This window comes from Pseudomonas sp. LTR0 (assembly GCF_036630035.1).
GTDB lineage: Bacteria > Pseudomonadota > Gammaproteobacteria > Pseudomonadales > Pseudomonadaceae > Aquipseudomonas > Aquipseudomonas putida_Y.
Genome location: NZ_CP123734.1, coordinates 3,710,262 through 3,737,226, shown reverse-complemented (window position 1 = coordinate 3,737,226; position 26,965 = coordinate 3,710,262). Strand labels below are relative to the sequence as shown.

At 61.6% G+C, this 26,965-nt stretch carries 19 protein-coding genes; 10 read left to right on the top strand and 9 right to left on the bottom strand.

Translation table 11 applies throughout. The features are described from left to right. Window positions 1-53: 53 nt before the first annotated feature. Window positions 54-2,177, bottom strand: a complete 2,124-nt coding sequence (locus QCL51_RS17205; RefSeq protein WP_021784034.1) for an HAD family hydrolase — start codon at window positions 2,175-2,177, stop codon at window positions 54-56. A 469-nt stretch (window positions 2,178-2,646) separates the two neighbouring features. Between QCL51_RS17205 and QCL51_RS17200 the strand changes: the two genes are divergently transcribed. The 3 genes from QCL51_RS17200 to tcuB all read left to right on the top strand — a co-directional run bounded on the left by QCL51_RS17200 (window position 2,647) and on the right by tcuB (window position 6,324). Beyond that, window positions 2,647-3,567, top strand: coding sequence for a LysR family transcriptional regulator (locus tag QCL51_RS17200; protein WP_275966960.1), 921 nt, complete (start codon window positions 2,647-2,649; stop codon window positions 3,565-3,567). Between the two features lie 143 nt (window positions 3,568-3,710). Continuing rightward, complete coding sequence (tcuA, locus tag QCL51_RS17195) at window positions 3,711-5,165, top strand: FAD-dependent tricarballylate dehydrogenase TcuA (RefSeq protein ID WP_021784032.1); 1,455 nt, start codon at window positions 3,711-3,713, stop codon at window positions 5,163-5,165. Continuing rightward, window positions 5,146-6,324 (top strand): tricarballylate utilization 4Fe-4S protein TcuB, encoded by a 1,179-nt coding sequence (gene tcuB, locus QCL51_RS17190; protein WP_021784031.1) that lies wholly within the window; start codon window positions 5,146-5,148, stop codon window positions 6,322-6,324. The genes tcuA and tcuB overlap by 20 nt, the downstream gene beginning before the upstream one ends. A 57-nt stretch (window positions 6,325-6,381) precedes the next feature. On the opposite strand, the gene QCL51_RS17185 is transcribed toward tcuB, so the two are convergent. Next, entirely contained in the window at window positions 6,382-7,275 is an 894-nt protein-coding gene (locus tag QCL51_RS17185; protein WP_021784030.1) for a LysR family transcriptional regulator, read from the bottom strand. A 146-nt stretch (window positions 7,276-7,421) separates the two neighbouring features. Between QCL51_RS17185 and QCL51_RS17180 the strand changes: the two genes are divergently transcribed. The 4 genes from QCL51_RS17180 to QCL51_RS17165 all read left to right on the top strand — a co-directional run bounded on the left by QCL51_RS17180 (window position 7,422) and on the right by QCL51_RS17165 (window position 12,622). After that, on the top strand, window positions 7,422-8,501 hold the full coding sequence (locus QCL51_RS17180) for a 4-oxalomesaconate tautomerase (RefSeq protein ID WP_021784029.1): 1,080 nt from the start codon (window positions 7,422-7,424) through the stop codon (window positions 8,499-8,501). A gap of 73 nt (window positions 8,502-8,574) precedes the next feature. Further along, entirely contained in the window at window positions 8,575-9,882 is a 1,308-nt protein-coding gene (locus QCL51_RS17175) for a dicarboxylate/amino acid:cation symporter (RefSeq protein ID WP_338443815.1), read from the top strand. 114 nt (window positions 9,883-9,996) lie between these two features. Next, complete coding sequence (locus QCL51_RS17170; protein ID WP_274118712.1) at window positions 9,997-11,301, top strand: citrate:proton symporter; 1,305 nt, start codon at window positions 9,997-9,999, stop codon at window positions 11,299-11,301. A gap of 67 nt (window positions 11,302-11,368) precedes the next feature. Further along, entirely contained in the window at window positions 11,369-12,622 is a 1,254-nt protein-coding gene (locus QCL51_RS17165; RefSeq protein WP_021784026.1) for an OprD family porin, read from the top strand. A 52-nt stretch (window positions 12,623-12,674) separates the two neighbouring features. Here the strand turns inward: QCL51_RS17165 and QCL51_RS17160 are convergent, their stop codons facing one another. From QCL51_RS17160 to QCL51_RS17145, 4 genes are all read right to left on the bottom strand, one after another. Further along, entirely contained in the window at window positions 12,675-12,923 is a 249-nt protein-coding gene (locus QCL51_RS17160; protein WP_021784025.1) for a CsbD family protein, read from the bottom strand. 129 nt (window positions 12,924-13,052) lie between these two features. After that, the gene (gene soxR / locus QCL51_RS17155) at window positions 13,053-13,532 is read right to left on the bottom strand and encodes a redox-sensitive transcriptional activator SoxR (RefSeq protein WP_275966958.1); all 480 of its coding nucleotides are present in this window, start codon (window positions 13,530-13,532) and stop codon (window positions 13,053-13,055) included. Window positions 13,533-13,663: 131 nt separating this feature from the next. Next, a complete protein-coding gene (locus QCL51_RS17150; protein WP_331245220.1) occupies window positions 13,664-14,542 on the bottom strand; it encodes an RHS repeat-associated core domain-containing protein in 879 nt (292 codons plus the stop codon). Window positions 14,543-14,907: 365 nt separating this feature from the next. Next, window positions 14,908-15,648: a GntR family transcriptional regulator gene (locus tag QCL51_RS17145; RefSeq protein ID WP_021784022.1), complete on the bottom strand. Its 741-nt coding sequence runs from the start codon at window positions 15,646-15,648 to the stop codon at window positions 14,908-14,910. A 1,491-nt stretch (window positions 15,649-17,139) separates the two neighbouring features. On the opposite strand from QCL51_RS17145, the gene QCL51_RS17140 reads away from it, so the two are divergent. Beyond that, on the top strand, window positions 17,140-18,108 hold the full coding sequence (locus tag QCL51_RS17140) for a LysR family transcriptional regulator (RefSeq protein ID WP_021785506.1): 969 nt from the start codon (window positions 17,140-17,142) through the stop codon (window positions 18,106-18,108). On the opposite strand, the gene lysA is transcribed toward QCL51_RS17140, so the two are convergent. Beyond that, complete coding sequence (lysA, locus tag QCL51_RS17135; RefSeq protein WP_021785505.1) at window positions 18,098-19,336, bottom strand: diaminopimelate decarboxylase; 1,239 nt, start codon at window positions 19,334-19,336, stop codon at window positions 18,098-18,100. The two genes, QCL51_RS17140 and lysA, sit on opposite strands and share 11 nt — an antisense overlap. Before the next feature lie 123 nt (window positions 19,337-19,459). Here lysA and QCL51_RS17130 point away from each other — a divergent pair, with 123 nt between their 5' ends. Beyond that, window positions 19,460-20,365, top strand: a complete 906-nt coding sequence (locus tag QCL51_RS17130) for a LysR family transcriptional regulator (protein WP_021785504.1) — start codon at window positions 19,460-19,462, stop codon at window positions 20,363-20,365. A 65-nt stretch (window positions 20,366-20,430) separates the two neighbouring features. Here the strand turns inward: QCL51_RS17130 and QCL51_RS17125 are convergent, their stop codons facing one another. Next, the gene (locus tag QCL51_RS17125) at window positions 20,431-20,784 is read right to left on the bottom strand and encodes a hypothetical protein (RefSeq protein ID WP_014591821.1); all 354 of its coding nucleotides are present in this window, start codon (window positions 20,782-20,784) and stop codon (window positions 20,431-20,433) included. 275 nt (window positions 20,785-21,059) lie between these two features. Here QCL51_RS17125 and QCL51_RS17120 point away from each other — a divergent pair, with 275 nt between their 5' ends. Beyond that, on the top strand, window positions 21,060-25,925 hold the full coding sequence (locus tag QCL51_RS17120) for an NAD-glutamate dehydrogenase (RefSeq protein WP_021785503.1): 4,866 nt from the start codon (window positions 21,060-21,062) through the stop codon (window positions 25,923-25,925). A 114-nt stretch (window positions 25,926-26,039) separates the two neighbouring features. On the opposite strand, the gene QCL51_RS17115 is transcribed toward QCL51_RS17120, so the two are convergent. After that, window positions 26,040-26,858, bottom strand: coding sequence for a pyruvate, water dikinase regulatory protein (locus QCL51_RS17115; RefSeq protein WP_021785502.1), 819 nt, complete (start codon window positions 26,856-26,858; stop codon window positions 26,040-26,042). Between the last annotated feature and the right edge of the window lie 107 nt (window positions 26,859-26,965).

Below are 26,965 nucleotides of genomic sequence, written 5' to 3'. Positions count from 1 at the left end.
GCTGACCGGGACGCAGGCGCAGCCAGCGTCCACAGTGTCCCGGCCAGGGCTGGTTATGAGCCTACAGCAATCGCGTGACGCGAAGCCGGCTGCGGCAATTGGCGGAAACCTTCACTGATGGCAGCGATCAGTTCCGCGTCCTTGACGGGGCACAACCCGGGGAACGGTTTGTTGGCATGGGTAAGCACGGCTTCGACGCTTTCCTGGTTGTCGAGGTAAACCCGCCTGATTGCCTGGCTTTCCAGGTCTTTGCTGTCGCTGCCGTTCAGGGCGTGGTGAATGGCGAGCCCTGCGCCAAACGCCAGGGCCGGGGTTGCAATACCGTGCTTGCGGGCAAGGTCGATGCTGCTGAGGATGCGTTCATTGCGTTGCAGCTTGCGCAAGGGGTCGCGGCCTACCCGGGCGCACGGGTCTTTGAACGAGGTTTTGCAGCGTTCGAGGAATGCCTCGGCAAACCGGCTGACCACCTCGGCCATCTGTGGGTATTCGGCCACCAGTGCGGGCGCGACCTCCTGGCGAATCAGGCGCTCGGCCAGTTCACTCACCCGCGCATCGCCCATGCCCTGGCCGACCCAGGCATGGCCCAGCAGGCTGGCGTACCAGGCCACGATGGCGTGCGGGCCGTTCCACAGGCGGTTCTTGATGATCTGGATCTGGGCAATGTCTGGCACTGTCTTCACCTGGCGCAGGCGTTCGAGCAAATCGCTGCCGCGCTCGGCGTAAAGCGGCATGTCGGCTTCGCTGTTGAACAGCACCAGATGCAGCTGGCTCATGGCGCTGCTGGGCTGCGCAAAGGGCCTGAAGTGGCCGATCAGCCGTTCGTACTCTGGTAGCGGCGCTGAAGGTTTGCGCGTGCTTGCAGGCTCGTCTTCCAGGCTGTTCTGGAACATCTGCGACTTGATGCGCAGTTGCCGTACCAGTGCGTCATTGCCCAGTTTGGACACGATGCGGCTGACCACCGTTTCGGCGAAATGGGTCTTTTGCATAACCTGCTCGCTGATCGCAGGCGGGCACAGTAACGCCAGCTCGGCTTGCACGTGACGACGCACGAACGCCGCACCGCCAACCTTGTTCAGCACGATCAGCAGAGTCAGCTCGCGGCCTCGGCGCTCGAAGCGTTGCAGCAGGCCTTGGGCGATCACCCTGGCCTGGCTTCTGATGGCCTGCTCGGGCAGGCTCAGGCCGATGATTTCGGCAGTGGTGTACATGCTGATGACCGCGTCGTCATCGTCCATGTCGATCATGCGCACGTTGTCGATGGTCTGGTCGAACGACGTGGCGCCGTAGCGTACGCTGTAGCGGCCAAAGGCGCTGACGCTTTCGCGCAGCATGCGTGAGCGGGTTGCGGCAATGATTTCACGCGGTCGGGTGTAGCCGTCCCAATGGGAAAATACCTGTGTCAGGTAACCGCCGCCGATGGCGCCGAAACCATGAATGCCCACGCTGAACTGGTTCATCGAGGCCGGGAACGGCTCACTCAATGCAGGCATGCCCAGGTCGGGTACGCACTCGCTCAGGTCGGCGAGAAATTCATGCATGCTGCGGTAGGCTTTGAGCGCGCCCGCCTTGATTTCCGGCGCAGGCGGCTTGATGTCCTCGATCAGGATCGCCTGCCCTTCGGCGCGCATCGCCGACAGCATGCCGTTTTCCGAGTCCTCGACCATGAAGCACTGGTCTGGCTCGCAATTGAGCGCGCGGGCGGCTTTCAGGAAAATCTCGGGGTGTGGTTTGCCTTGGCTGACTTCATCGCCACAAACGGTGATGTCGAAGTACTTCAGCACGTTGGCGTTGATCAGGTATTCCTCGGCGATGGCACGGCGGCTGGAGGTGGCCACCGCCATGGTCAGGCCCGACTTGCGCAGGCGCTCCAGCACCTCCAGCAGGCCGGCCTTGATCGGTACGCCGTGATTGCGCACGTACTCCAGTTCAAGTTCATCGGCGCGTTGGCGGATTTCGGCGTACGGGAAGTCGTCGCCGTTATGCGCCTTGGCAAGGGCCTCGGCCTTCTTTGCGCTCAGGCCCAGCGAGCCAATCAGGGTGTGCTCGCTCAGCGCTTTGCCGAAGATTTCCAGAGACGCTTGTTTGAGTGTCTTGAAGCGCAGGCGCTCGGTGTCGAAGAGGGTGCCATCCATGTCGAAGATGGCGCTGAAAATGTGTTTACCGTGAAAGAAAAGCATTGGCTGTTGCCCCTTGTCGTTGCGTCAGGCACTCCGCCTGCAACAGGCGAGTACGGTGTGTGAGTTGCAGAGGAGGCAGTCAGGTCGGGGGCACACGTTTGACAGCGGGACGCTCAGGGGTGACACAGAGGTAAGGCGGGGCGGAGCGGGGGGTGCAGAGAAGGTTGGCAACCTTCGAGGCGAGGCGGGTGGCGCGTTTGGCCTTGAGGTCACGCCCACTGGCTGCGGTCGGTTTCGCAGGCAGTGGGCGCAAATAGCGATGGATACGTGTGATTCCAAGCATGAGGTGCTTTGCTTCCTTTTCGTCATGGGTGATCCCTTTTTAGCCTTGCACGTATGCGCAACCCGATGCAAGGACAAGGCTGTCGTTACCGAGCCGAGCAATGACTCGAGCTGTCAGCAAGGCTCCCCCATGACCTTGCCGTTCCTGCGTACAATGCGGGCAAGGCAGGGGCATCGAGAGGTCAATGTGGAGTTACGCCAGTTTCGCTACTTTTTAAGTGTGTTGGAGCACGGCAGCCTTGGCAGGGCCGCGCTCGAGCTTGGCGTGGGCGCCTCCGCCCTGAGTCAGCAACTGTCGAAGCTGGAAAACGAGCTCAGCACCCGGCTGTTGACGCGCTCGAGTACCGGCGTCGTCCCGACGGCGGCTGGTCTGGCGTTCGAGTACCATGCCCGGCTGGCGCTGCGTCAGGCCGAACACGCCATGCTTGCCGCGCAGAGTGGACGCATGAGCGGGTATGTAAGTGTCGGCCTTGCCCCGACTACGGCATCGGTCCTGGGCCTTGCCCTTATCGACCGCATGCGCCAGCGCTATCCGGACATCCACTTGCACCTGGTGGAAATGCTGTCGGGCTATCTGGTCAGTCAGCTTAACGCCCGGCACCTGGACCTGGCTGTGTTGTTCCAGCCCGACGCGGGAGCGCGCCTGGATGTGCGTCCGCTTTTGCAGGAACGGCTGTTCGCGCTGGTTCCGCTGGCATTGGTGCAAAGTGGCTGGGGCGAATCGCTGACGTTGCAGCAGATCGCGACGATGCCGCTGGTGATGCCGAGCAGTCAGCATGGCTTGCGCGCCACGTTACAGGCAATCCTGGCCAGGGCGGGGCTGGAAGCCAACATCGTCATGGAGGTCGATGGCCTGTCATTGCTCTTGGATTGCGTAGCGGCGGGCCACGCCGCCACCCTGCAGCCCGGTGCGGCAGTAGCCCGGGCAACGCAAGCAGGCATGCGCGTATTCGCCATCGACGATGCCCAGGCGCAGCGCCGCAATCTGGTGGTGAGCCTGAGTGAGGATGAGCTTTCGCCTGCTGCGCTTGCGACCCGGGTCGTGTTGCATGAGGTCGCGCGCGAGCGGGTTGCCTGCGGCCAATGGCCCGGGGCGCGCCTGCTCTGAGGCCGCCTGGGCGCCATCAGCCTTTAGAAAAACTGAACACCTACCTTCGGTAATCGCGTTTCGTCACCTGCCAGGTCTCACTAGAGTCCGTGGTCCGCGAGGAGCACCCCGAACGTTCTGGCTCCTCGAGACCTGGAGGCAAAATGATCGATGTGCTTGTCATTGGCGGCGGGAATGCTGCCCTTTGCTCGGCGCTGATGGCCCGCGAGGCGGGGGCCAGTGTGCTGCTGCTGGAGGCTGCGCCGCGTGAATGGCGTGGTGGCAACTCTCAACACACTCGCAACCTGCGATGCATGCACGATGCGCCGCAGGATGTACTGGTTGACGCGTACCCGGAAGAGGAATTCTGGCAAGACCTGCTCAAGGTCACGGGCGGGCAAACCGACGAGAAACTGGCGCGGCTGGTGATCAGGGCTTCGGCCAATTGCCGGGACTGGATGCGGCACCATGGCGTGCATTTTCAGCCGTCGCTCTCTGGCGCGTTGCACACGGCGCGCACCAACGCCTTTTTCATGGGCGGTGGCAAGGCACTGGTCAATGCCTATTTCCGTAGTGCCGAGCGGTTGGGTGTTGAGGTTCGCTATGACACGCCAGTGTGCGATATCGAGCTGGACGGCGACCGTTTCGTTGCGGCCCATGTACCGGCGCGTGATGTCGCAGGGCGCCGCTTGCCGGCCGAACGCATCCAGGCGCGAGCCTGTGTGCTGGCGGCTGGAGGCTTCGAGTCGAACAGAAGCTGGTTGCGCGAGGCGTGGGGGCAGAACGAACGCGGTGAGTGGCCAGCGGACAATTTTCTGGTCCGTGGCACCCGCTTCAACGACGGTGTACTGCTGCGACGGATGATCGATCTGGGGGCCGATACTATCGGTGACCCGACCCAGGCGCACATGGTAGCCATAGACGCCCGCGCGCCCTTGTACGACGGCGGTATCTGCACGCGTATCGATTGCGTTTCGCTGGGTGTGGTGGTCAACCGTGAAGGCTTGCGCTTCTATGATGAAGGGGAGGACTTCTGGCCCAAGCGCTATGCGATCTGGGGCAGGTTGGTAGCCCATCAGCCGGGGCAGGTGGGGTTCTCCATCATCGACCAGAAAGCGTTGGGGCGGTTCATGCCGCCGGTTTTCGGGGGTATCACGGCCAATACCCTGGAAGAACTGGCGCAGCTTCTGGGCCTTCCGGTAGCGACCTTCCTTGACACGGTTCACGCCTACAACCGGGCGTGTCAGGCGGGCAGCTTCGATCATACCCGGCTGGACAACTGCCACACGCAAGGCGTGACACCGGTCAAGAGCCACTGGGCACGACCGATCGATACGCCACCATTCTATGGCTATCCGTTGCGTCCAGGGGTGACTTTCACCTACCTGGGGCTACGCACGGATGAGACCGCTGCCGTTCATTTCGCTGGCCGGCGCAGCCCGAACCTGTTCGTTGCGGGCGAAATGATGGCGGGCAACGTGCTGGGCAAGGGCTACACCGCTGGCGTCGGCATGTCCATAGGCACCGCCTTCGGCCGTATCGCCGGCACCCATTCCGCGGCTGCTGCTGCACGTATTTCATCCCCAAACGAGGCCTGTCATGACCGCGCAATTGCCTGAACCCCACACGTATGACCCGGCGGGCCGGGCCGAACTGATTCCGGTATTGAACATGGATGAAACGGAAGTCGACCGGCAGATGCGCATCTGCAATGCCTGTCGCTACTGCGAAGGCTTCTGCGCCGTGTTTCCGGCCATGACCCGAAGGCTGACATTTGCCAAGGCGGATATCCATTACCTGGCCAACCTGTGCCATAACTGCGGCGCCTGCTTGCATGCCTGCCAGTATGCCGCGCCTCATGAGTTTGCTGTCAACGTGCCTCAGGCCATGGCCAAGGTCCGTGGCCAGACGTACGCTGACTATGCCTGGCCGGCCGCGTTCGGCCGTCTTTACCGGCACAATGGCACCTATGTGGTCACTGCGCTGGCGATTGCCTTGTCGCTGTTCTTGCTACTGGCCTTGCAGGTCAACGGAACCCTGTTGCCTGGTCGCCTGGGCGGCGACTTCTATGCGGTTTTTCCACACAACATGCTGGCGCTGTTGTTCGGCAGTGTCTTTTGCCTGAGCGGTGTCGCGCTGGCGGTGGCGATAAGGCGGTTCTGGCGCAGCATTTCGCCGGCCGAACCTCAGGCTCCGCCTGTTGACGGGGCAATCCTTGAAGCTTCAACAGCTGTGCTGACCTTGAAGTACCTCGACGGAGGGCATGGCCAGGGCTGTAACAACGAGGATGATCGCTACACCCTGTGGCGGCGCCGTTTCCACCACTTGACCTTCTACGGATTCTTGCTGTGCTTCGCGGCTACCTTGGTCGCCACGGCATATCACTACGTACTCGACCTTCAGGCGCCTTACCCCGTGCTGAGCCTGCCTGTGCTGCTGGGCACGGTCGGGGGGATCGGCCTGGTCATTGGCCCCGCCGGGCTGCTTGTGCTGAACCTGCGCCGAGCGCCGGAACAGGGCGACCCCAGGCAGCGGCCAATGGACAGGGCCTTCATCCTGCTCCTGCTGTTGATCAGTCTCTCCGGGCTCGCCCTGTTGGGCCTGAGGGATACCGGGGCCATGGCGGTGCTGTTGGCCGTTCACCTGGGCACGGTCATGGCGCTGTTCATCACGTTGCCTTACGGCAAGTTCGCCCACGGCCTGTTCCGCAGCGCAGCGCTGCTGAAGTTCGCGCTTGAAAAGCGCCGCCCCGACACACTCGGCCTGGGCAGCGACTGATTGATGGGCGCGGCAGCAGCACAGGGTGGATGTCGGCGGTCTGACGGGCACGCCCAGTCAACGATTGGGCCATTTCTCCAGCAGGATCGACACGAATTTTTCAGCTGCAGGCGAAAGCGAGGCGCCGCGTCGGTAAACCAGGCCGAGTGTTCGGGTGACCTGGGGTTCGATCAACGGAACACTGACCAGGGTCGGATGGTCGGCGTTGGGCATGGCCAGGCTGGGCATGGCCGATACCCCCAGGCCGGCCTCCACCATGCCGAGCGAGGTCGAGAGGTGTTGTACCTCGTAAAACCACTTGGGGCGCAAGTTGAGCCCGGATAGCGCGTGGTCGAGCAGCATGCGATTGCCGCTCAGTCGGCCTACGCCGATCAGGCGGTAATCGGCAAGCTCGGTCCAGGTGACGGCGTCACGGCCTGCCAGTTTGTGGTCGCGCCGGCAGGCCAGGACGAAGTGTTCCTGCACCAGCGAGACGAACTCGATGTCCGGGTGTTGCCCGCTCATCATGTTGATGCCGAAGTCAGCCTCACCCCGCAGCACCGCTTCAAGCCCGTCGTTGGCGCTTAGATCGAGCAGGCGAATACGGATTTTCGGGTACTGCTCGTTGTAGTCGCGGATCACCGACGGCAGGAAGTAGAACGCTGCCGTGGGGATGCAGGCAAGGGTGACCTGGCCGGTTTGTCGTTCTGCCAGTTCGCGGATGCTGAGAATGGAGTCTTCGAAGTCGTCCAGTAACCGTCTGGCTTTGGGCAAAAAGTCGCGCCCGACGCTGGTCAGGCTGACGCGACGGGTGGTGCGCTCGAGCAAGGAGGTACCTAGGCCTTCCTCCAGCTTCTTTATGCGCCGGCTTAGCGCTGGCTGGGAGAGATGCAGTGCTTCGGCAGCTTCGTGGAAGCTGCCGAGTTCGGCGATTTTCACGAAAGATCGGATGTCTTGCAGCTCATATTCCATATAAAAGCCTTGGCCCGTTCAAAGAGGAATTATTTTGTGAAAGGCAATAATCGCTACGATATTTGCATTGGATTGATTTATCCATCCCTGTCACTCTTTTGCTCACAGCATCAATGATGTCCATTGATCAACAAGAGTGCGAAATCATGCAACGAATTCCTTGCGTACTCATGCGCGGCGGTACCTCCAAAGGGCCGTTCTTCCACGCCTGGGACCTGCCTGCCAATGTGGTCGAGCGCGACGAGTTGCTGATCAACCTCATGGGCTCTGGCCATGAGCTGGAAATCGACGGTATCGGTGGCGGCAGCCCGCAGACCAGCAAGGTGGCAATCATCAGCCCGTCACTGCACGCCGACGCTGACGTCGACTACCTGTTCGTGCAGGTCATGGTCGCACAGCGCCGGGTCGATACGGCCCCCAACTGCGGCAACATGCTGTGTGCTGTTGGGCCATTCGCCATCGAACAGGGGTTGGTAAAAGGCCAGGAAGGCAAGACCTTGGTGCGCATTCGCAACCTGAACACCGGCACTTTCGTCAATTCGCTGGTCGAAACGCCCGGCGGGATCGTGCGCTACGAAGGCCGCACGGCGATCGATGGGGTTCCGGGCACTGCCGCCCCGGTGCACCTGACCTTCCTCGACGCGGTCGGCAGCAAGACCGGCAAGCTGTTCCCCACGGGCAAGGCCCAGGACGTGATTGATGGCGTGCCGGTGACCTGCATCGACATGGCCATGCCGATGATGGTGGTAGAGGCTAGCCAATTGGGGGTCAGTGGCTCGGAAACCCCTGCTCAGCTGGACGCCGACAGCGCGCTGCTCAAACGCCTGGAAGCGTTGCGGCTGAAGGCCGGAAAGGCCATGGGCCTGGGCGATGTCAGTGGCATGGTCATCCCCAAGCCAGTGCTGGTGTCCAAGCCGCGCTACGACGGCACGCTGCAGGTTCGCTATTTCATGCCGCACAACTGCCATCGTGCCTTGGCGATCACTGGCGCGGTGGGGCTGGCGACTGCCTGCGTCAGCCCTGGCACCGTGATTGCCGACCTGTTGGGCGAAGGTGCACAGCAACTGGCCGAGGTCCGCCTGGAGCATCCAAGTGGCGGCATCGATGTTGCGCTGACGCGCAGCGGTGCCGATGGCAAGACGATCCAGGCTTCGGTGGTGCGAACCGCCCGGCGGCTCTTCTCAGGGTTCGTCTACGCCCCTACATTCCGCAGGTTGGCCGGGTAGCTCCAGGCGCTGATCCAGACCTGCACATTCGTAACAAGCGCATCCGCACAATTTCAACAATGGGTGATGCCTCATGAGACTCGCCAAATCGCTGTATTTCCAGATTCTCTGCGCCGTCCTGCTGGGCGTGGTGGTCGGACACTTCTGGGCGCAACAGGCCGTGGCCCTCAAGCCGCTGGGTGATGCGTTCATCAAACTGATCAAGATGATGATCGCGCCGGTGGTGTTCTGCACCATCGTCACCGGCATCGCCGGCATGACTGACAAACGTTCCCTGGGACGCTTGATGAGCAAGACCCTGCTGCTGTTCCTGGGCCTGACGATGGTCAGCCTGGTGATCGGACTGGCGGCGGTTTACCTGTTCAAGCCAGGTGCCGGCATGAACATCGATCCTGCTACCTTGAGCACAGCGGGCCTGAGCCAGTACACCGCGTCGGCCGCCAAGCTGAGCGTGGTGGACTTCTTCATGCACATCATCCCGGACACCTTCATCGGTGCCTTCAACAAGGGTGAGGTCTTGCCGGTGCTGTTCATCGCCGTACTCAGCGGTTTCGCCCTCTCGTCGATGGGCGAAAAGGGCAAGCCGGTACTGGACGTGCTGGAGTCGGCCTCGACCATGGTGTTCCGCATCTTCGGCTACCTGATGCGCTTTGCCCCGGTCGGCGCTTTCGGCGCACTGGCATTCACCGTGGGCCAGTACGGGATTACGTCCCTTGGTGCGCTGGCCAAGCTGGTGGGGACGTTGTACATCGCCTGCGCCTTCTTCGTGCTGGTGGTGCTCGGTGGCATCTGCCGCGCCCATGGCTTCAGCCTGTGGAAGTTGCTGCGCTATTTCCGCGAAGAGTTCCTCGTGGTGCTGGGTACTTCCTCCACCGAGCCGGTGCTTCCGCGCATGCTCGAGAAACTCGAGAAGCTTGGGTGCAAGAAAGGCGTGGTTGGCCTGGTGCTGCCCACTGGCTACTCGTTCAACCTGGACGGTACTGCGATCTATCTGTCGTTGGCAGCCGTGTTCATCGCACAGGCCTGCAACATCGACCTGAGCCTGGGCCAGGTGGTCACCATGCTGGCGATCATGCTGCTGTCCTCCAAGGGCGCGGCAGGTGTCACCGGCAGCGGTTTCGTGGCCTTGGCCTCGACCCTTACCGTGATCCATGACATTCCCCTGGCCGGCCTGGCCCTGTTGATCGGGGTCGACCGCTTCATGTCGGAAGCCCGTGCGCTGACGAGTCTTGCCAGCAACGCTGTGGCGACGGTGGTGGTATCGCTGTCGGAAAACGCCTGTGACCGCCAGACGTTGCACAGCCGCCTGAACGGCGAGCCGGTGGTCACCCCCGTCGCTGAATCGGCCGACTGGGTCGCCGAACCACACCGCCACGGCTGAGCCTCGACACCCTCAAGCTTTTCACAGGCCCCCACCAGGCGTTGCCGGGTGGGGGTCAGGGGGCCGTCTGCGCTGCAGGGGGCCACATAGACAATAAAAACAAGAGAACAAACCATGCTCGCACTTCTGGGCCTGATCATGGTGGTGACCTTCACCTACCTGATCATGAGTAAACGCCTGTCACCGATCGTCGCGCTGACCATCGTGCCGATTGTTTTCGCCCTTATTGGCGGTTTCGCGCCAGACCTGGGCAAGATGATGCTCGATGGGCTGAAAATGGTCGCACCGTCTGCCGCGCTGCTGCTGTTCGCCATCCTGTTCTTCGGCCTGATGATCGACGCCGGCCTGTTCGACCCGCTGATCCGCAAGATTCTCAAGCGGGTGAATGGCGACCCGATCAAGATCGCTATCGGCACCGCTCTGCTGTCGCTGCTTGTGGCGCTGGACGGTGATGGCACCACGACTTACATGATTACCTGCGCTGCCATGCTGCCGCTGTACAAGCGCATCGGCATGAACCCGATGATCCTGGCGACCGTATCGATGCTGTCATTGAGCATCATGAGCGGCATGAGTCCTTGGGGTGGTCCCGCCACCCGCGCCATTGCCGCGCTCGGTCTGGATGCGACCGAGTACTTCATTCCGATGTTGCCCACCGTCATCGGTGGGGCGGTGTGGGTCGTGTTCACCGCCTACCTGCTGGGCCGTGCCGAGCGCCGGCGTATCGGCAATATTGCCCTGGAGTCCGGTGGCGGCAACTGCTACATCAAGGAAATCCTTGGCGACAACCCGCACAAGCGTCCGCGCCTGGCCTATGTGAACCTAGTGTTGGTGATTGTCGTCATGACTGCGCTGGTGCTGGGGCTGATGCACGCAGCCATCCTGTTCATGATCGGTTTCGTCGCCGCGCTGATGATCAACTACCCGCAGCTGAATGTGCAGAAAGAACGCATTCTCGCCCATTCGGGTAACGCCATGACCGTGGTGCTGCTGGTATTCGCCGCAGGCATATTTGCCGGTATTTTCTCGGGCACCAAGATGGTTGACGCACTGGCGCAGACCCTGGTGGACTGGATTCCGGCAGCCTGGAGCCACTGGTTCCCGCTGGTGGTGGCGCTGACCAGCATGCCGCTGACTTTCGTGCTGTCCAACGACGCCTACTACTTCGGCGTTGTGCCGATCCTGGCGAACGCCGCTGCCGCCTATGGTATCGACCCGGTGGAAATTGCCCGCGCCTCGGTGCTGGGGCAGCCTGTGCACCTGATGAGCCCGCTGGTGGCCTCCACCTTGCTGCTGGTGGGCATGGTCGACCGGGATATCGGCGACTTCCAGAAGGCCACGGTGAAATGGGCCGTGCTCACCTCGCTGGTGATCACAGCACTGGCGTTGCTCACGGGTGCCTTGTCCTTCTTCGTTTAGGCATTATCGGGCGCCGCCAGGCGCCCCGACCTCCGCTCACTCCGAAAACAACAATAGAGTACCGATCATGTCCCGAGTTGTGTTCCGTGGGGCCACCTTAGGCCTGCTTTGCGGCTGGCTGCCTGTTGCCGGCGCTTCCGGTTTTGTCGATGACAGCAAGCTCAAGCTGCAGTTGCGCAACGTGTATTTCAACGAGAATTTCCGTGACGAGCAGGGTATGAGTGCCCGCGCTGCCGCCACGGCCAAAAGCGAACGGGTGGAATGGGCTCAGGGCTTTCTGCTCGACTACCAGTCAGGTTTCACCCAAGGTACTTTGGGTGTGGGGCTCGATGCACTGGGCCTGCTGGGCGTACGCCTTGATTCCGGGCGCGGGCGCAGCGGTACCGGGCTGTTGCCGGTGCACGACGATGGCCGTGCGGCGGATGAGTTCGCCAGTGCCGGGGTCACGGCCAAAGCCCGCCTGGGCAGCACCGTGGTCAAGCACGGCACCTTGCTGCCCAAGACACCGGTGCTGGTCTACAACGATGCGCGGGTGCTGCCACAGACCTATCAGGGCACTCAGCTGACCAGCACGGATATCGACGGGCTGACCCTGACGGCCGGGCACCTTGACCGTTTCAAGCAGCGTGACTCGTCCAACAGCACTGGCATTTATCTGGATGGCTATGGGGGCGGCAAGTCGGGTGACTTCAGCTTTGCCGGTGCCGACTATGCCGTCAGCAAACAACTGCGCCTGAGTGTGTACCATGGCCAGTTGGAGCACTTCTATCGCCAGGATTTTGCCGGGCTGGTGCATGACCTGCCGCTGGCTGGCGGGGTTCTGACCACGGACCTGCGCTACTTCAAAAGCCGCGACAGCGGGGCGGCCTATGGCGGCGGCATCGACAACCAGATGTTCAGTGGCCAGGTGGCGTATGCGCATTCCGGCCATACCCTGGGGGCCGGTTATCAGGTGCTCGATGGAGATGCCGGTTTGCCGTATATCAGCGGTGCGACCGTTTATTCGTTCAGCAACGTCGGCATCGGCAAGTTCATCGAGGAGGAAGAGAAAACCTGGATGGCCAGCTACGCCTACAACTTCGCGGCCGCCGGCGTGCCGGGGCTGACCTTCATGACGCGCTACCTGAGTGGCGACAATGGCCGCTCAGGTGGCGAGGGCATCAAAGAATGGGAGCGTGACGCCGAGATTGCCTACGTGGTGCAGGGCGGGCCAATGAAAGGTCTGGGCGTGAAACTGCGCAACTATGTCTATCGTTCGGATTTCGCTCGCGGGCGCGACAGCAACCGCTTGTACCTTACCTACGATATCGCCATCTGGTGATGGCGCGGGCCGGGTCACATACCCGGCCCAGGCCTTGCTTGCGGTGCCCCGCTCAGCGGCGCAGCAGGCGAGAGACCACGAGTGTGACAGCGGCTGTGATGGCCATTGCGGCGAAAGGCTTTTCCTTGACGAATGAAGACACCGTGTCCAGCGTGTCACCATAGGACTTGGTCAACTGACCTGCGGCCTGACGCCCATCGCCTTCGGCCTCCAGCGCCGGATCTTCGACCAGTCGGCCTACAGCGCTCTGCGCCTTGCCTGCGAGGTTTTCAGCAACACCTTCGATCTGTTCACGTTTCATGATGTTTGTGTTCCTTCCTGTGAGCGACTGAGTGTCAACAACACAGGCTTAGGGCGGTGGCGCGTCGCAATGGTTCCAACGCAAGCAAGGTCGAAGACAAGCAGGCGGGCTTATCGAGCATTTTGACCGTTACGTACTGGGCAAGTCTGCAGCCTGGCGGGCCTTCTTCTCGAGTATCCGCGCCCCGGTTCCTTCCTTGGCCAGCACATCTTCGGGGTTGCGCAGCGGGCAGTCTTCAAGCGACAGGCAACCGCAGCCAATGCAGTTGTCCAGGCTGTCGCGCAGTGCCTCCAGTGTGCGAATGCGGGCATTCAGGTCTTCGCGCCAGGCCGTGGACATCTCGCTCCATTGTGCTGCCGTGAGCTTGCTGTTGGGGGCATAACGGCTGAGTGCCTGTTTGATTTCCTCAAGCGCAATACCCGTGCGCTGGGCCACCTTGATGATCGCCAGGGTACGCAGCACCAGCGAGGGATAGCGGCGCTGGTTGCCTGCTGTGCGGACGCTGGCGATCAGCCCTTTGGTTTCGTAGAAGTGCAGCGCAGACACCGCCACGCCGCTGCGCTTGGCCACTTCACCCACTGTGAGCATCCGTGTGCTGTCCGCTGCCATACGAGTCGACCTAAAGTTAAGTTGAGCTTTTATAAGCCGGCCCGGTCGGCGCCGCAACCGTTTTCCGGGGCATCGGGGTATTGCATGAAGGCATTCGCCTTTGCCCCATCATCTTTCAGTGGTTGGGCACGCTACCCAAAGCCACGGCGCACAGTTCTCACCTCATAGCCCAACCCTTCCAGGTAGGCTTTTACGAGCGCCGTGCGCCAGTGCTCAGGCTGATAGTGGCCGGACCAGTCGTCGACAGTGAATACCCCATTCTTATAGGCGATATAACCTGCAGCGCTGACGTTGTTGCTGGCATTGAAATTCCACATTTCAGCGCCGCTGGCGTGAGTATTCAAGAGGGGGTCAGTAGAGGCGCCGAAGACGATCAGGGTGGTTTCGTCTCCTTCATTTATGAGTGTGTATTTGTAAATGAGTGATGGACTGATTTTTTGGGCGTTATTTTTGTTGTTGATGATATGGATGTCTACGATGTCCTCGCTTATTAATTTTTTGGCATTCTTGAGTTCGGTTTGAAGGTGTTTGGCTTGGTTGTTCGAAAGCAGGTGTGCCGTATTGGAGGGTTTGAATTGTTTTCTATAATTCCTGCCTATCTGAATGGCTGCCTGGAAAAATTTATTGATTGCATTTTTTCCGCTAGGGTCTTGTGCGTTGATAGGGTCGTTCAGGCAGTAGGCATAGGCATTGATGCCGCCTTTGAGGAAAGGGCTCTGGTTGTCTGGGCTGATGAATCGCATCAAGCGTGGGATGAATATTCGGTACCCATTTCCGAGTGCATAGCCTTCCAGCGCAGAAGCGTAAAATTCACCATTGAACCCCACCGCTCCGGTCAGTTCCGCTTCGGTGTTTCGAAACCCATAGGGTGTATAGTTTCCTGACTGACCTTTTGTTGGGCCCGTGGGTGTTCGTGCGGCGCCATGTTGGTCATGGGCCTGGCTTTCCGAACAGGCTGCAATGGCCGGATCGTGTTTTTTGCGTGATGTCGAAGTTTTATGCGTTGACATATCTCTGAGATCCGTCAGATCTGGCACTTGGCATCAGTGTGTTATGAAGTGCACAGGCTTAAGCTGATAAAAGTATCAGGTCATTCAGGCTGCAACACTTCAGGGGATACGCGTTTCGCTGCCGGTAGATAGAGGCTCGCCACTGTAGCCTCACATTCCGATCGGCTGCTTTTCGGCGTTTCGATAGCCATAGGGCAAGTAGTTGCTTGGCATGCGTTTTGATATATGCGTAGAGCCAGTATCTGTAGGCATGGTCTTGATGAGCCCGAACTGAACGAGGTATGAGTGTGCCTCACCTGTCACAGGTTCGACACTGATAAAACTGTCAGGTGATTGCAGTTTAACAATGTCGTAATTTTCTCACTTTACCCCTTCAGTATCTGGTCGCGGCGCATCTGGGTGACCAAGGTAAAGCGGTCATCCGGGTGCACGGTCTCGGAAACCGCCATCAAATCACCATTCTCCTCGCGGTAATGGCGGATGATGTTCAACCCCGGCGAGCCTGCTTCGGCCTTCAGCGCCTTGGCCATTTCCGCTGTCAGCAAAACCGCGCGCACTTGCTGGTCGACCACTGCGATTGACCGGCCATAGTGCTGTTCGATCAACCCGGCAATCAGCCGGTCAGGGTGCTCGCGGGCCAGGTCAATGACCTCGGTATAGTCGCGCGGCGCATACACGTCGGTCCAGCAAAGCGGCGCGGCAGGGTGCTGCCGGTCGACGCGGATGCTCGACACGCAGAAGTAATGCTCCCCCGGCACCAGCCCCAGCCGCGCCGCCTCGTTCAGGTCGGCGACAAAGTGGCGCACGCTCTGGATTTCCCGCTGCTGGGTGTCTGCCAGGTGCGCCAGGTCAGCCACGCAGGCCGACGATTGCGAATAGCCGCCGCGCGGGCTGCTGGCCTCCACGCGAGTGCCCACCCGCTTGCGCCGCGACACCAGCCCTTGGGTGAGCAACTGGTTGATAGCGGCACGCACCGTGTGCCGGCTCACATTATAAAGGTCGCACAGCTCGAATTCGGTCGGCAGCAGGCTGCCCACCGGGTAGCGGCCGCTGGCAATGGCTTGCATCAAGTCCTTTGCCACGGTGGAGTAGCGCGTTGGGTTCATACCTTTGCTCTGGCTCGCCTATTTCATCGGTTGACAGTGTAACAGCGGCCGAATGCCGAACGTTCCAGCCTGTCGAGCAGGGCCACCCAGGGGCTTGCCAGAACCTGTTTGGCGCCTGGGAGATCGAGCGCCGCCCGCGCGGCGCATCGCGAGCTGCGCTCGCTCCTACGTTTGTTTCTGGCCAGTGACGCCTGTGACAGGCGCGCGCGACCGCCGTGTTTGTACGACGCGATATCGAGCCCTGCGCCAAGGCGTACGCGCGCAAATCCCACAGGAATGATTGGCCCGAAACAAACGTAGGAGCGAGCGCAGCTCGCGATGCGCCGCGCGGGCGGCGCTCGATCTCCCAGGCGACGCACCTCTACCGCCATACAGGCGGCGCTCGACCTCCCAGGCGACGCACCTCTACCGCCATACCTTCAAGGCCACACCGCCTGGCATGACGTTGCGCAATGGCCGGGTGTGTTTGCCGTGGGTTTTAGGGGGTGGCAGAAATCGAGCGCCGCCCGCGCGGCGCATCGCGAGCTATGCTCGCTCCTACGTTTGTTTCTGGCCAGTAACGCCTGTGACAGGCGCGCGCGACCGCCTTGTTTGTACGACGCAATATCGTGCCAAGCGCCAAGGCGTTCGCGCACAAATCCCACAGGAATGACTGGCCCGAAACAAACGTAGGAGCGAGCGCAGCTCGCGATGCGCCGCGCGGGCGGCGCTCGATCTCCCAGGCGACGCACCTCTACCGCCATACAGGCGGCGCTCGATCTCCCGGGCGACGCACCTCTACCGCCATACAGGCGGCGCTCGATCTCCCAGGCGACGCACCTCTACCGCCATACCTTCAAGGCCACACCGCCTGGCATGACGTTGCGCAATGGCCGGGTGTGTTTGCCGTGGGTTTTAGGGGGTGGCAGAAATCGAGCGCCGCCCGCGCGGCGCATCGCGAGCTATGCTCGCTCCTACGTTTGTTTCTGGCCAGTAACGCCTGTGACAGGCGCGCGCGACCGCCTTGTTTGTACGACGCAATATCGTGCCAAGCGCCAAGGCGTTCGCGCGCAAATCCCACAGGAATGATTGGCCCGAAACAAACGTAGGAGCGAGCATAGCTCGCGATGCGCCGCGCGGGCGGCGCTCGATCTCCTAGGCGACGCACCTCTACCGCCATACAGGCGGCGCTCGATCTCCCGGGCGACGCACCTCTACCGCCATACAGGCGGCGCTCGATCTCCCAGGCGCCAAACAGGTTCTGGCAAGCCCCCTGCTGGCCCTGACCCGATCCCCCCGCCGACCACCCAACCCGCCATTCATCGCACTGCGCGAATGGCGGCCAAAAAGTGTCGGCATCATGAATGACCGCTTCGCGAGTCAACGCCTGGGCGGTGCACGGCAGGGGCGCGGAAGAGAAGAGAGCCGAAGATCACCCCGGTCGCTCAGTACGGGGCGATGGCGATTGCGTAGCGTGCAGTGCAGGTTTCGATTCGGCTAGGATGCTTGTTGATGCTGAAATTGAACCCACACAACAAGCACGGCCCGAGAGCACCCATGAACCGCAACGAACTGCGCAAAGCCGATATCAACCTGATGGTGGTGTTCGAAGCGCTGATGCAGGAACGCAACCTCACCCGCGCCGCGGAGAAGCTGTTCGTCGCCCAGCCCACGGTCAGCGCGGCGCTGGCCAGGTTGCGTACGATGTTCAATGACCCGTTGCTGGTTCGTGTGGGCAACCGCATGGAGCCCTCGGCCAGGGCCGAAGAGGTGATCAAGTACCTCACGCCAGCCTTGGATGCGATGTCCGTGGCACTCAGCATGACCCATGATTTCGACCCGCTGACCAGCAAGATGACCTTCCGCATTGGCTTGTCCGATGATGTCGAGTCGGGCCTGTTGCCGCCGCTGTTGCGGGCGCTGCGGGTGGAGGCGCCAAACGTGGTGGTGGTCGTGCAGCATGTGGACTACTGGCGCATTCCGGACCTGCTGGCGGCGGGCGACGTGACGGTGGGTATCAGCCAGACCAAGGGCCTGCCCGCCAATGCCAAACGCAAGGTGCTACGCACCATGCAGGCCAGGGTAGTGCGGGCCGACAAGTCCACCACGCCGCTTTCTCTGGATGAGTTTTGCCAACGCCCGCATGTCCAGGTTTCGCCGACCGCCAACACCCAGGGTGTGGTCGACGACTGGTTGAAAGACATCGGCCGTGAACGCAAGGTGGTGTTGTCGGTGCCGCAGTTCAGTTCGCTACCGGCGATTCTGGCCGGTACCGACCTGCTGGCCTGCTGCCCGGACTATGCCGCACAGGGTATGGAACGCTGGGGCAACCTGCAGGCCGAGACGCTGCCGTTCGAGACTGCTGCACTGGAGCTGGCCATGGTCTGGTTGAGCACCACTGACAGCGACCCGGCCGAGCGTTGGCTGCGTAGTCGCCTGGAGCACTACATGGGCGGACTACGGGAAGCGGTCACGGGATGATGTCGGTCTCCAGGCTCAGCAGGTCCTGCACCGTCTGCCGCCGGCGGATCATCCGCAACACCCCGCCCTCGATCAGAAACTCCGGCAGCAGCGGCCGGCTGTTGTAGTTCGACGACATCGACGCGCCATAGGCGCCGGCATCGTGAATCACCAGCAGGTCGCCCACCTGTGCCTGAGGCAGGTCCTGCGGGGTCAGTTCCTGGTCATTCTGAGTGAACACGTCACCCGATTCACACAACGGCCCGGCCACCACAGTCGGTTGCCGTGGGCGGTCCACCGGCTGGCCGTTGGCATCAAGCAGGGTCATGCCGTGGTAGGCGCCGTACATCGCCGGGCGCATCAGGTCGTTGAAGCCGGCGTCGATCATGACGAAGGTATTGCGGCCCACTTGCTTGACGGCGCGCACTTCGGCCACGAGGTAGCCCGACTCGGCCACCAGGAAACGCCCTGGCTCGATTTCCATGCGCACGGGGTGGCCAAGCATCGCTTCGACTTCCTTGCGCGCTACCGCCCAGGTCTGCGCATAGCGCTGCAGGTCGACCGGTTTGTCGGTGCTGCGGTAAGGGGTGGAAAGCCCGCCGCCAATGGAGAACGCCTCGATGTCCACGCCCAGGCGGCCGATCAGTTCGATCATCGAGCGGGCCACCTGTTCCAGGTGCTGGTAGTCCACCCCGGAGCCAATATGCATGTGCACGCCCACCAGGTGCAGGCCATGGGCCTTGATGCACGCCAGCGCCTCGTCCAGCTCTTCATGCCAGATGCCGTGCTTGCTGTTTTCGCCGCCGGTGTTGGTCTTGCGGCTGTGGCCATGGCCGAAGCCCGGGTTGATGCGGATCCACACGCGGTGGCCGGGCGAGCGTTCACCCAGTTGGCGCAGCATGTCGATGGAGCCTGCGTTGACTTCGATCTTCGAGGCCACCACTCGCTCCAGGGTGGGGCGGTCCAGTGCGTCACAGGTCAGCACCACGCCGGCAGGGTCACCGTCAACGCTCGCGCCGGCGGCGAAGGCCCGCTCCATCTCACCCAGCGACACTGCATCCAGCACCAGACCATGGGCGCGCATCAGGCGCAGCACATGCACGTTCGGGTTGGCTTTCTGGGCGAAACGTACAGTGTCGAATACGCTCAGTTGCTCGACACGATCGGCGATGGTGCGGGTGTCGTATGCCCATAGCGGCGAGCCGTGCTGGCGAACCGCCTCGGCCAGGAGGGTGAAGGGTGCGGTCATGGTGGCGTTACTCGTTTAAGGAAGGCCACGAGGATGCGCCAAAGGGTGAATTCAGAAAAATAGCTATTCTTCTGCCAGCTATTCATATCTGATATACCCATTGTCGACTCTCCGGGTATTGCCGTGAAACTGTCCGTTCGCCACATCGAAGTGTTCCGCGCCATTATGGCGGCCGGTAGCGTCACAGGGGCGGCGCGCCTGTTGTTCACCTCGCAGCCCACCGTCAGCCGCGAACTGGCGCGGCTGGAGCAGGTGACTGGCCTGAACCTGTTCGAACGTGAGGGAGGGCGTCTGGTGGCCACAGCCCAGGCGTTGCTGCTGATCGAGGAGGTCGAGCGCGCCTACGTCGGGCTGGAGCGGATCGATCGCTTTGCCCAGGCCATCCGCAACTTCGAGCAGGGCCGGCTGGCCATCACCTGCTTGCCGCTGTTCTCGCAAACCTTGTTGCCCAAGGCTTGCCAGCGCTTTCACCAGCAGCACAGCGGCGTGAGCGTGAGCATTCTGGCGCAGGAGTCGCCTTTGCTGGAGGAGTCACTGGTTGCCCAGCAGCATGACCTTGGCCTGACTGAAGTCGAACAGATACCACGTGGCGCGTATGGTGAATTGCTGTTCAGTGCCAACATGGTGTGCGTGTTGCCCGAGCATCACCCGCTGCAAGTGAAGGCTGAACTGGAGCTGAGTGATTTCCATGAGGTCGATTTCATCAACCTGGCCAGTCTGGATACCTACCGCCAGCGTCTGGATCAGCACTTTCGTGCGGCCGGGGTCAACCGCCGCACGGTGATCGAAACCACCAGTGCAGCTTCGGTGTGCGCCATGGTCAGGCAAGGCCTGGGGGTGGCGATCATCAACCCGCTGAGCGGGCTGGAGGCGGCGCAAGGCGGGTTGCCGATCCGCCGGTTACGGGTGTCGGTGCCGTATCAGGTGATGCTGATACGCCCGGACCATCGGCCGGCATCGGCAGCGGTGGAGCCGTTTTGCGAGGCGTTGCGGGTGCAGGCGCAAGAAATGCAGGCAGCATTGGGCTAGGGCTTTGCGGGGCACTCAGATTCCATGCCATCCCCGCAGTGCCTGCTTCGCGGGTAAACCCGCTCCTACAGCTCGCAGACCAAGGTTCCAGTACCGGCCAGGATGTTTTCAAGGGTTTCCTTCACTTCATCCATGTCACTCAACTCGCTGGTCAGGTTGATCTCCAGCACTTCATCCCCCTTCAGCGCGTCCCGGTCACCGGCCGCCACTTCAATCAGCAGGCGCTTGGCGCTCAGGGTCACTTTAAGACCATCCAGCGTCGACGGCTCATCATCCAGGGTCAGGTCGACGGTGTCCTCGTCCGGGTAGCGGGTAAGCAGGAACATCTGACCTTTGTCGCTGTGGCAACACAGGGTCGCCATGTTGTCTTCCTCGTCATCGCAAGGGGTGGCGAACAGCAGGGCGGTGTTGATTTGCATGAGCAGGCTCGAATCAAAGGAAACGGAAGGGGATTCTGACAGTCTTGCGTACAGGCATAAACGTAAAGTTACCCCCCCTTGACCGAAATTGTCGCAGCGCTGCAAGCGTAGATGACCGATCAGTCGTTAAGCTTCGGCGAGCCCTGGGCGTGCCTGCGCACGTTCAACGTCTGGTTTTTTACCGTCCGCCATGCCACGGGTTGGCTATCGTTGATCCGTACACGGCGCACGCAGCGACGCTTCAATTATTACAAAGCCCAAGCGGAGTACCACAGATGGCGTTCTTCACCGCAGCCAGCAAAGCCGACTTCCAGCATCAACTGCAAGCGGCCCTGGCGCAGCACATCAGCGAGCAGTCCCTGCCACAAGTGGCGCTGTTCGCCGAGCAGTTCTTCGGCATCATCTCTCTGGACGAACTCACCCAACGCAGGCTTTCCGACCTGGCCGGCTGCACCCTGTCAGCCTGGCGCATCATCGAGCGTTTCGACCCCGAATATCCGCAAGTACGGGTGTACAACCCTGATTACGAACGCAATGGCTGGCAGTCGACCCATACCGTGGTCGAAGTGCTGCACCACGACCTGCCGTTCCTGGTCGATTCGGTGCGCACCGAGCTCAACCGCCGTGGCTACAGCATCCACACCCTGCAAACCACCGTGCTCAGCGTGCGCCGTGGCGCCAAAGGCGAGCTGTTGGAACTGCTGCCCAAGGGTACCCAGGGCGAGGGCGTGTGCTACGAGTCACTGATGTATCTGGAGATCGACCGCTGCGCCAATGCCGCCGAGCTGACAGTGCTGACCCGCGAAATCGAGCAGGTGCTGGCCGAGGTACGGGTGGTGGTGGCCGACTTCGAACCGATGAAGGCCAAACTGCGTGACGTGGTGGCGCAGGTAGAACAGACCGCCTTTGGCCCTGCCCAAAACGAAAAGAGCGAAGTCAAGGCCTTCCTCGAGTGGCTGCTGGATAACCACTTCACCTTCCTGGGCTATGAAGAATTCACCGTCAAGGGCGACGCCGATGGCGGCCAGATGGTCTACGACGAGCAGTCGTTCCTCGGCTTGCCACGCCGCCTGCGCGTGGGCCTGACCGCAGAAGAGCTGCGCATCGAAGACTACGCTGTGGCCTACCTCAACGAGCCGCTGCTGCTGTCGTTCGCCAAGGCCGCACTGCCCAGCCGCGTGCACCGCCCGGCCTATCCGGACTACGTGTCGATCCGTCAGCTGGACGCCGACGGCAAGGTCATCAAGGAGCACCGCTTCATGGGGCTGTACACCTCGTCGGTGTATGGCGAAAGCGTGCATGCCATTCCGTACATCCGCGTGAAGGTGGCCGAAGTCGAGCGCCGTTCGGGCTTCGATCCCAAGGCTCACCTGGGCAAGGAACTGGCCCAGGTGCTGGAAGTGCTGCCGCGTGACGACCTGTTCCAGACGCCGATCGACGAGCTGTTCAGCACGGTCATGGCAATCGTGCAAATCCAGGAGCGCAACAAGATCCGCGTGTTCCTGCGCAAAGACCCGTACGGCCGCTTCTGCTACTGCCTGGCCTACGTCCCGCGGGAAATCTACTCCACCGAAGTGCGGCAGAAGATCCAGCAGGTGCTGATGGAGCGCCTGAAGGCCAGCGACTGCGAGTTCTGGACCTTCTTCTCCGAATCGGTTCTGGCCCGTGTGCAACTGATTCTGCGGGTCGACCCCAAGAACCGCATCGACATCGACCCGCAGCAGCTGGAGCGCGAAGTCATCCAGGCCTGCCGCTCGTGGCATGACGATTACTCGGCACTGGTGGTGGAGAACTTCGGCGAAGCCCAGGGCACCAACATCCTCGCCGATTTCCCCAAAGGCTTCCCGGCCGGGTACCGCGAGCGCTTCGCCGCGCACTCGGCGGTAGTCGACCTGCAGCATGTGCTGAGCCTGTCGGAAAGCAAGCCGCTGGCAATGAGCTTCTATCAGCCGTTGACCCAGGTTGGCGAGCGCACCCTGCACTGCAAGCTGTACCACGCCGACACCCCGCTGGCGCTGTCCGATGTGCTGCCGATTCTGGAAAACCTTGGCCTGCGCGTGCTCGGCGAGTTCCCGTATCGCCTGCGCCATGCCAATGGCCGCGAATACTGGATCCACGACTTCGCCTTCACCTACAGCGAAGGCCTGAGCCTGGACATCCAGCAGCTCAACGACACCCTGCAGGACGCCTTCATCCACATCGTCCGTGGTGACGCCGAGAACGACGCTTTCAACCGCCTGGTACTGACTGCCGGCCTGCCATGGCGCGACGTGGCATTGCTGCGCGCTTACGCCCGTTACCTGAAGCAGATTCGCCTGGGCTTTGACCTGGGTTACATCGCCAGCACCCTGAACAACCACACCGATATCGCTCGCGAGCTGACCCGGTTGTTCAAGACCCGCTTCTACCTGGCGCGCAAGCTCACCCAGGACGACCTTGACGACAAGCAGCAGCGCCTGGAGCAGGCCATTCTGGCTGCGCTGGACGACGTGCAGGTGCTCAACGAAGACCGCATCCTGCGGCGCTATCTGGACCTGATCAAGGCCACCCTGCGTACCAACTTCTACCAGCCCGATGCAAACGGCCAGAACAAGTCGTACTTCAGCTTCAAGTTCAACCCCAAGCTGATCCCCGAACTGCCCAAGCCGGTGCCAAAGTTCGAGATATTCGTCTATTCGCCACGCGTCGAGGGCGTGCACCTGCGCTTTGGCAACGTCGCCCGTGGCGGCTTGCGCTGGTCCGACCGCGAAGAAGACTTCCGCACCGAAGTGCTGGGCCTGGTCAAAGCCCAGCAAGTGAAAAACTCGGTCATCGTGCCGGTCGGCGCCAAGGGCGGCTTCCTGCCGCGCCGTCTGCCGATTGGCGGCAGCCGTGACGAGATTGCTGCCGAAGGCGTGGCGTGCTACCGCATCTTCATTTCCGGCCTGCTCGACATCACCGACAACCTCAAGGACGGTGGCGTGGTACCGCCGGCCAACGTGGTGCGCCATGATGATGACGACCCGTACCTTGTGGTAGCGGCGGACAAAGGTACTGCGACCTTCTCCGACATCGCCAACGGCATCGCGATCGACTACGGTTTCTGGCTGGGCGATGCTTTTGCTTCCGGCGGCTCGGCCGGTTACGACCACAAGAAGATGGGCATTACCGCGCGCGGTGCCTGGGTGGGCGTGCAGCGCCACTTCCGCGAGCGCGGCATCAACGTGCAGGAAGACCCGATCACCGTCATTGGTGTGGGCGATATGGCCGGCGACGTGTTCGGCAATGGCCTGCTGATGTCCGACAAGCTGCAACTGGTGGCAGCGTTCAACCACCTGCATATCTTCATCGACCCCAACCCGGAGCCCGCTTCCAGCTTCGCTGAACGCAAGCGCCTGTTCGACCTGCCGCGCTCGGCCTGGAGCGACTACGACACCAGCATCATGTCCGAAGGCGGCGGGATCTTCCCGCGCAGTGCCAAGAGCATCGCCATCAGTGCGCAGATGAAGGAACGCTTCGCCATCGAAGCCGACCGACTGACCCCGACCGAGCTGCTTAACGCGCTGCTCAAGGCCCCGGTGGACTTGCTGTGGAACGGCGGTATCGGTACCTACGTGAAGGCCAGCACTGAAAGCCACGCCGATGTCGGCGACAAGGCCAACGATGCGCTGCGGGTCAACGGTAACGAACTGCGCTGCAAGGTAGTGGGCGAGGGCGGCAACCTGGGCATGACCCAGCTCGGCCGCGTCGAGTTCGGCCTGAACGGCGGCGCCACCAACACCGACTTCATCGACAACGCCGGCGGCGTGGATTGCTCCGACCACGAGGTCAACATCAAGATCCTGCTCAACGAAGTGGTGCAGGGTGGCGACATGACCGAGAAGCAGCGCAACCAGCTGCTGGGCAGCATGACTGACGAAGTGGCCGGGCTGGTGCTGGGCAACAACTACAAGCAGACCCAGGCGCTGTCGCTGGCCGCCCGCCGCGCCCGCGAGCGGATTGCCGAGTACAAGCGCCTGATGGCCGACCTTGAGGCGCGGGGCAAACTTGACCGCGCCATCGAATTCCTGCCGTCCGAGGAACAGTTGGCCGAACGCCTGGCTGCCGGCCATGGGCTGACCCGCGCCGAGCTGTCGGTGCTGATCTCGTACAGCAAGATCGACCTCAAGGAGCAACTGCTCAAGTCGCTGGTGCCGGACGACGACTACCTGACCCGTGACATGGATACCGCTTTCCCGCCGTCCCTGGTCAGCAAGTTTGCCGAAGCCATGCGTCGCCACCGCCTGAAACGGGAAATTGTCAGCACCCAGATCGCCAACGACCTGGTCAACAACATGGGTATCACCTTCGTCCAGCGCCTGAAGGAGTCGACCGGCATGAGCCCGGCCAACGTGGCCGGGGCCTATGTGATCGTGCGCGACATCTTCCACCTGCCGCACTGGTTCCGCCAGATCGAGGCGCTGGACTATCAGGTGCCCGCAGAAATCCAGCTCACCCTGATGGACGAGCTGATGCGTCTCGGCCGCCGTGCCACCCGCTGGTTCCTGCGTAGCCGCCGCAACGAACAGGACGCCGGGCGTGATACCGCGCACTTCGGGCCGAAGATCGCGCAGCTGGGGCTGAAACTTGATGAACTGCTCGAAGGCCCCACCCGCGAACGCTGGATGGTGCGCTACCAGGGCTTTGTCGAGGCCGGTGTGCCGGAGTTGCTGGCGCGTATGGTGGCGGGTACCAGCCACTTGTACACCCTGCTGCCGATCATTGAAGCGGCCGACGTTACCGGCCATGAGCCGGCGCAGGTGGCCAAGGCGTTCTTCGCCGTGGGCAGCGCGCTGGACCTGACCTGGTACCTGCAGGAAATCAGCAACCTGCCGGTGGAAAACAACTGGCAGGCGCTGGCCCGCGAGGCATTCCGCGACGATATCGACTTGCAGCAGCGGGCGATCACCATTTCGGTCCTGCAGATGGCCGATGCACCGGAAGACATGGATGCCCGCGTGGCACTGTGGGCAGAGCAGCACCGGGGAATGGTGGAGCGCTGGCGCGCCATGCTCGACGACCTGCGCAATGCCACGGGTACTGACTATGCGATGTACGCGGTGGCCAACCGCGAGCTGGTCGATCTGGCCATGAGCGGGCAGGCGGCGGCGGTGCCGTCCTGAGCCTTGTAGTCAGGTAAAACAAAGCCCCGGCAGTGATGCCGGGGCTTTTTTGTATGCCTGGGCTGGCCCTTTCGCGGGTGAACCCGCTCCTACAGGGGGCGGGCCCGGACAGGTTTACTTGAACCGTCTCTCCACACCTTTCTCGACCAGGATCTTCGCCGAAATCTCTTCCACCGAAAAATGCGTGGAATTGATGTTGGGGATGTTCTCCCTGCGGAACAGGCTTTCCACCTCACGTACTTCGAACTCGCACTGGGCAAAGCTGGAATAGCGGCTGTTGGGCTTGCGCTCGTGGCGGATGGCGGTGAGACGGTCGGGGTCGATGGTCAGGCCAAACAGCTTGTTGTGGTGCTTTTTCAGCACCGCCGGCAGCTGCAGGCGCTCCATGTCGTCTTCGGTCAGCGGGTAGTTGGCGGCACGGATGCCGAACTGCATGGCCATGTATAGGCAGGTTGGGGTCTTGCCGCAACGCGACACGCCAACCAGAATCAGATCGGCTTTGTCGTAGTAGTGGGTGCGTGCACCATCGTCGTTATCCAGGGCGAAATTCACCGCCTCGATGCGCTCCATGTAGTTGGAATTGCCGCCGATCGAGTGGGATTTGCCCACGGAATACGACGAATGGGCGATCAATTCCTGCTCGAGCGGGGATAAAAACGAAGAAAAGATGTCGATCATGAAGCCATTCGATGTCGCCAGGATCTCGCGGATGTCCTGGTTGACGATGGTATCGAAGATGATCGGGCGAACCCCGTCCCGCTCGGCCGCCGCGTTGATTTGCTGGACCATGGCTCGCGCTTTGTCCGGCGAATCGATGTAAGGACGGGTGAATTTGTTGAAGGGAATGCTCTCGAATTGCGCGAGCAGACTCTGGCCCAGGGTTTCGGCAGTGATACCCGTGCCGTCGGAGATGAAGAACGCGGTTCGTTTCATTTGCGATCTGGGCCTTAAGCTGATGACGATTCTTGGATATGATAAGTTCGGTTTGCCGAATGCGGCTGTCGACATTCTGCCACATTTGCAGAGCCTATTTTCCAGGT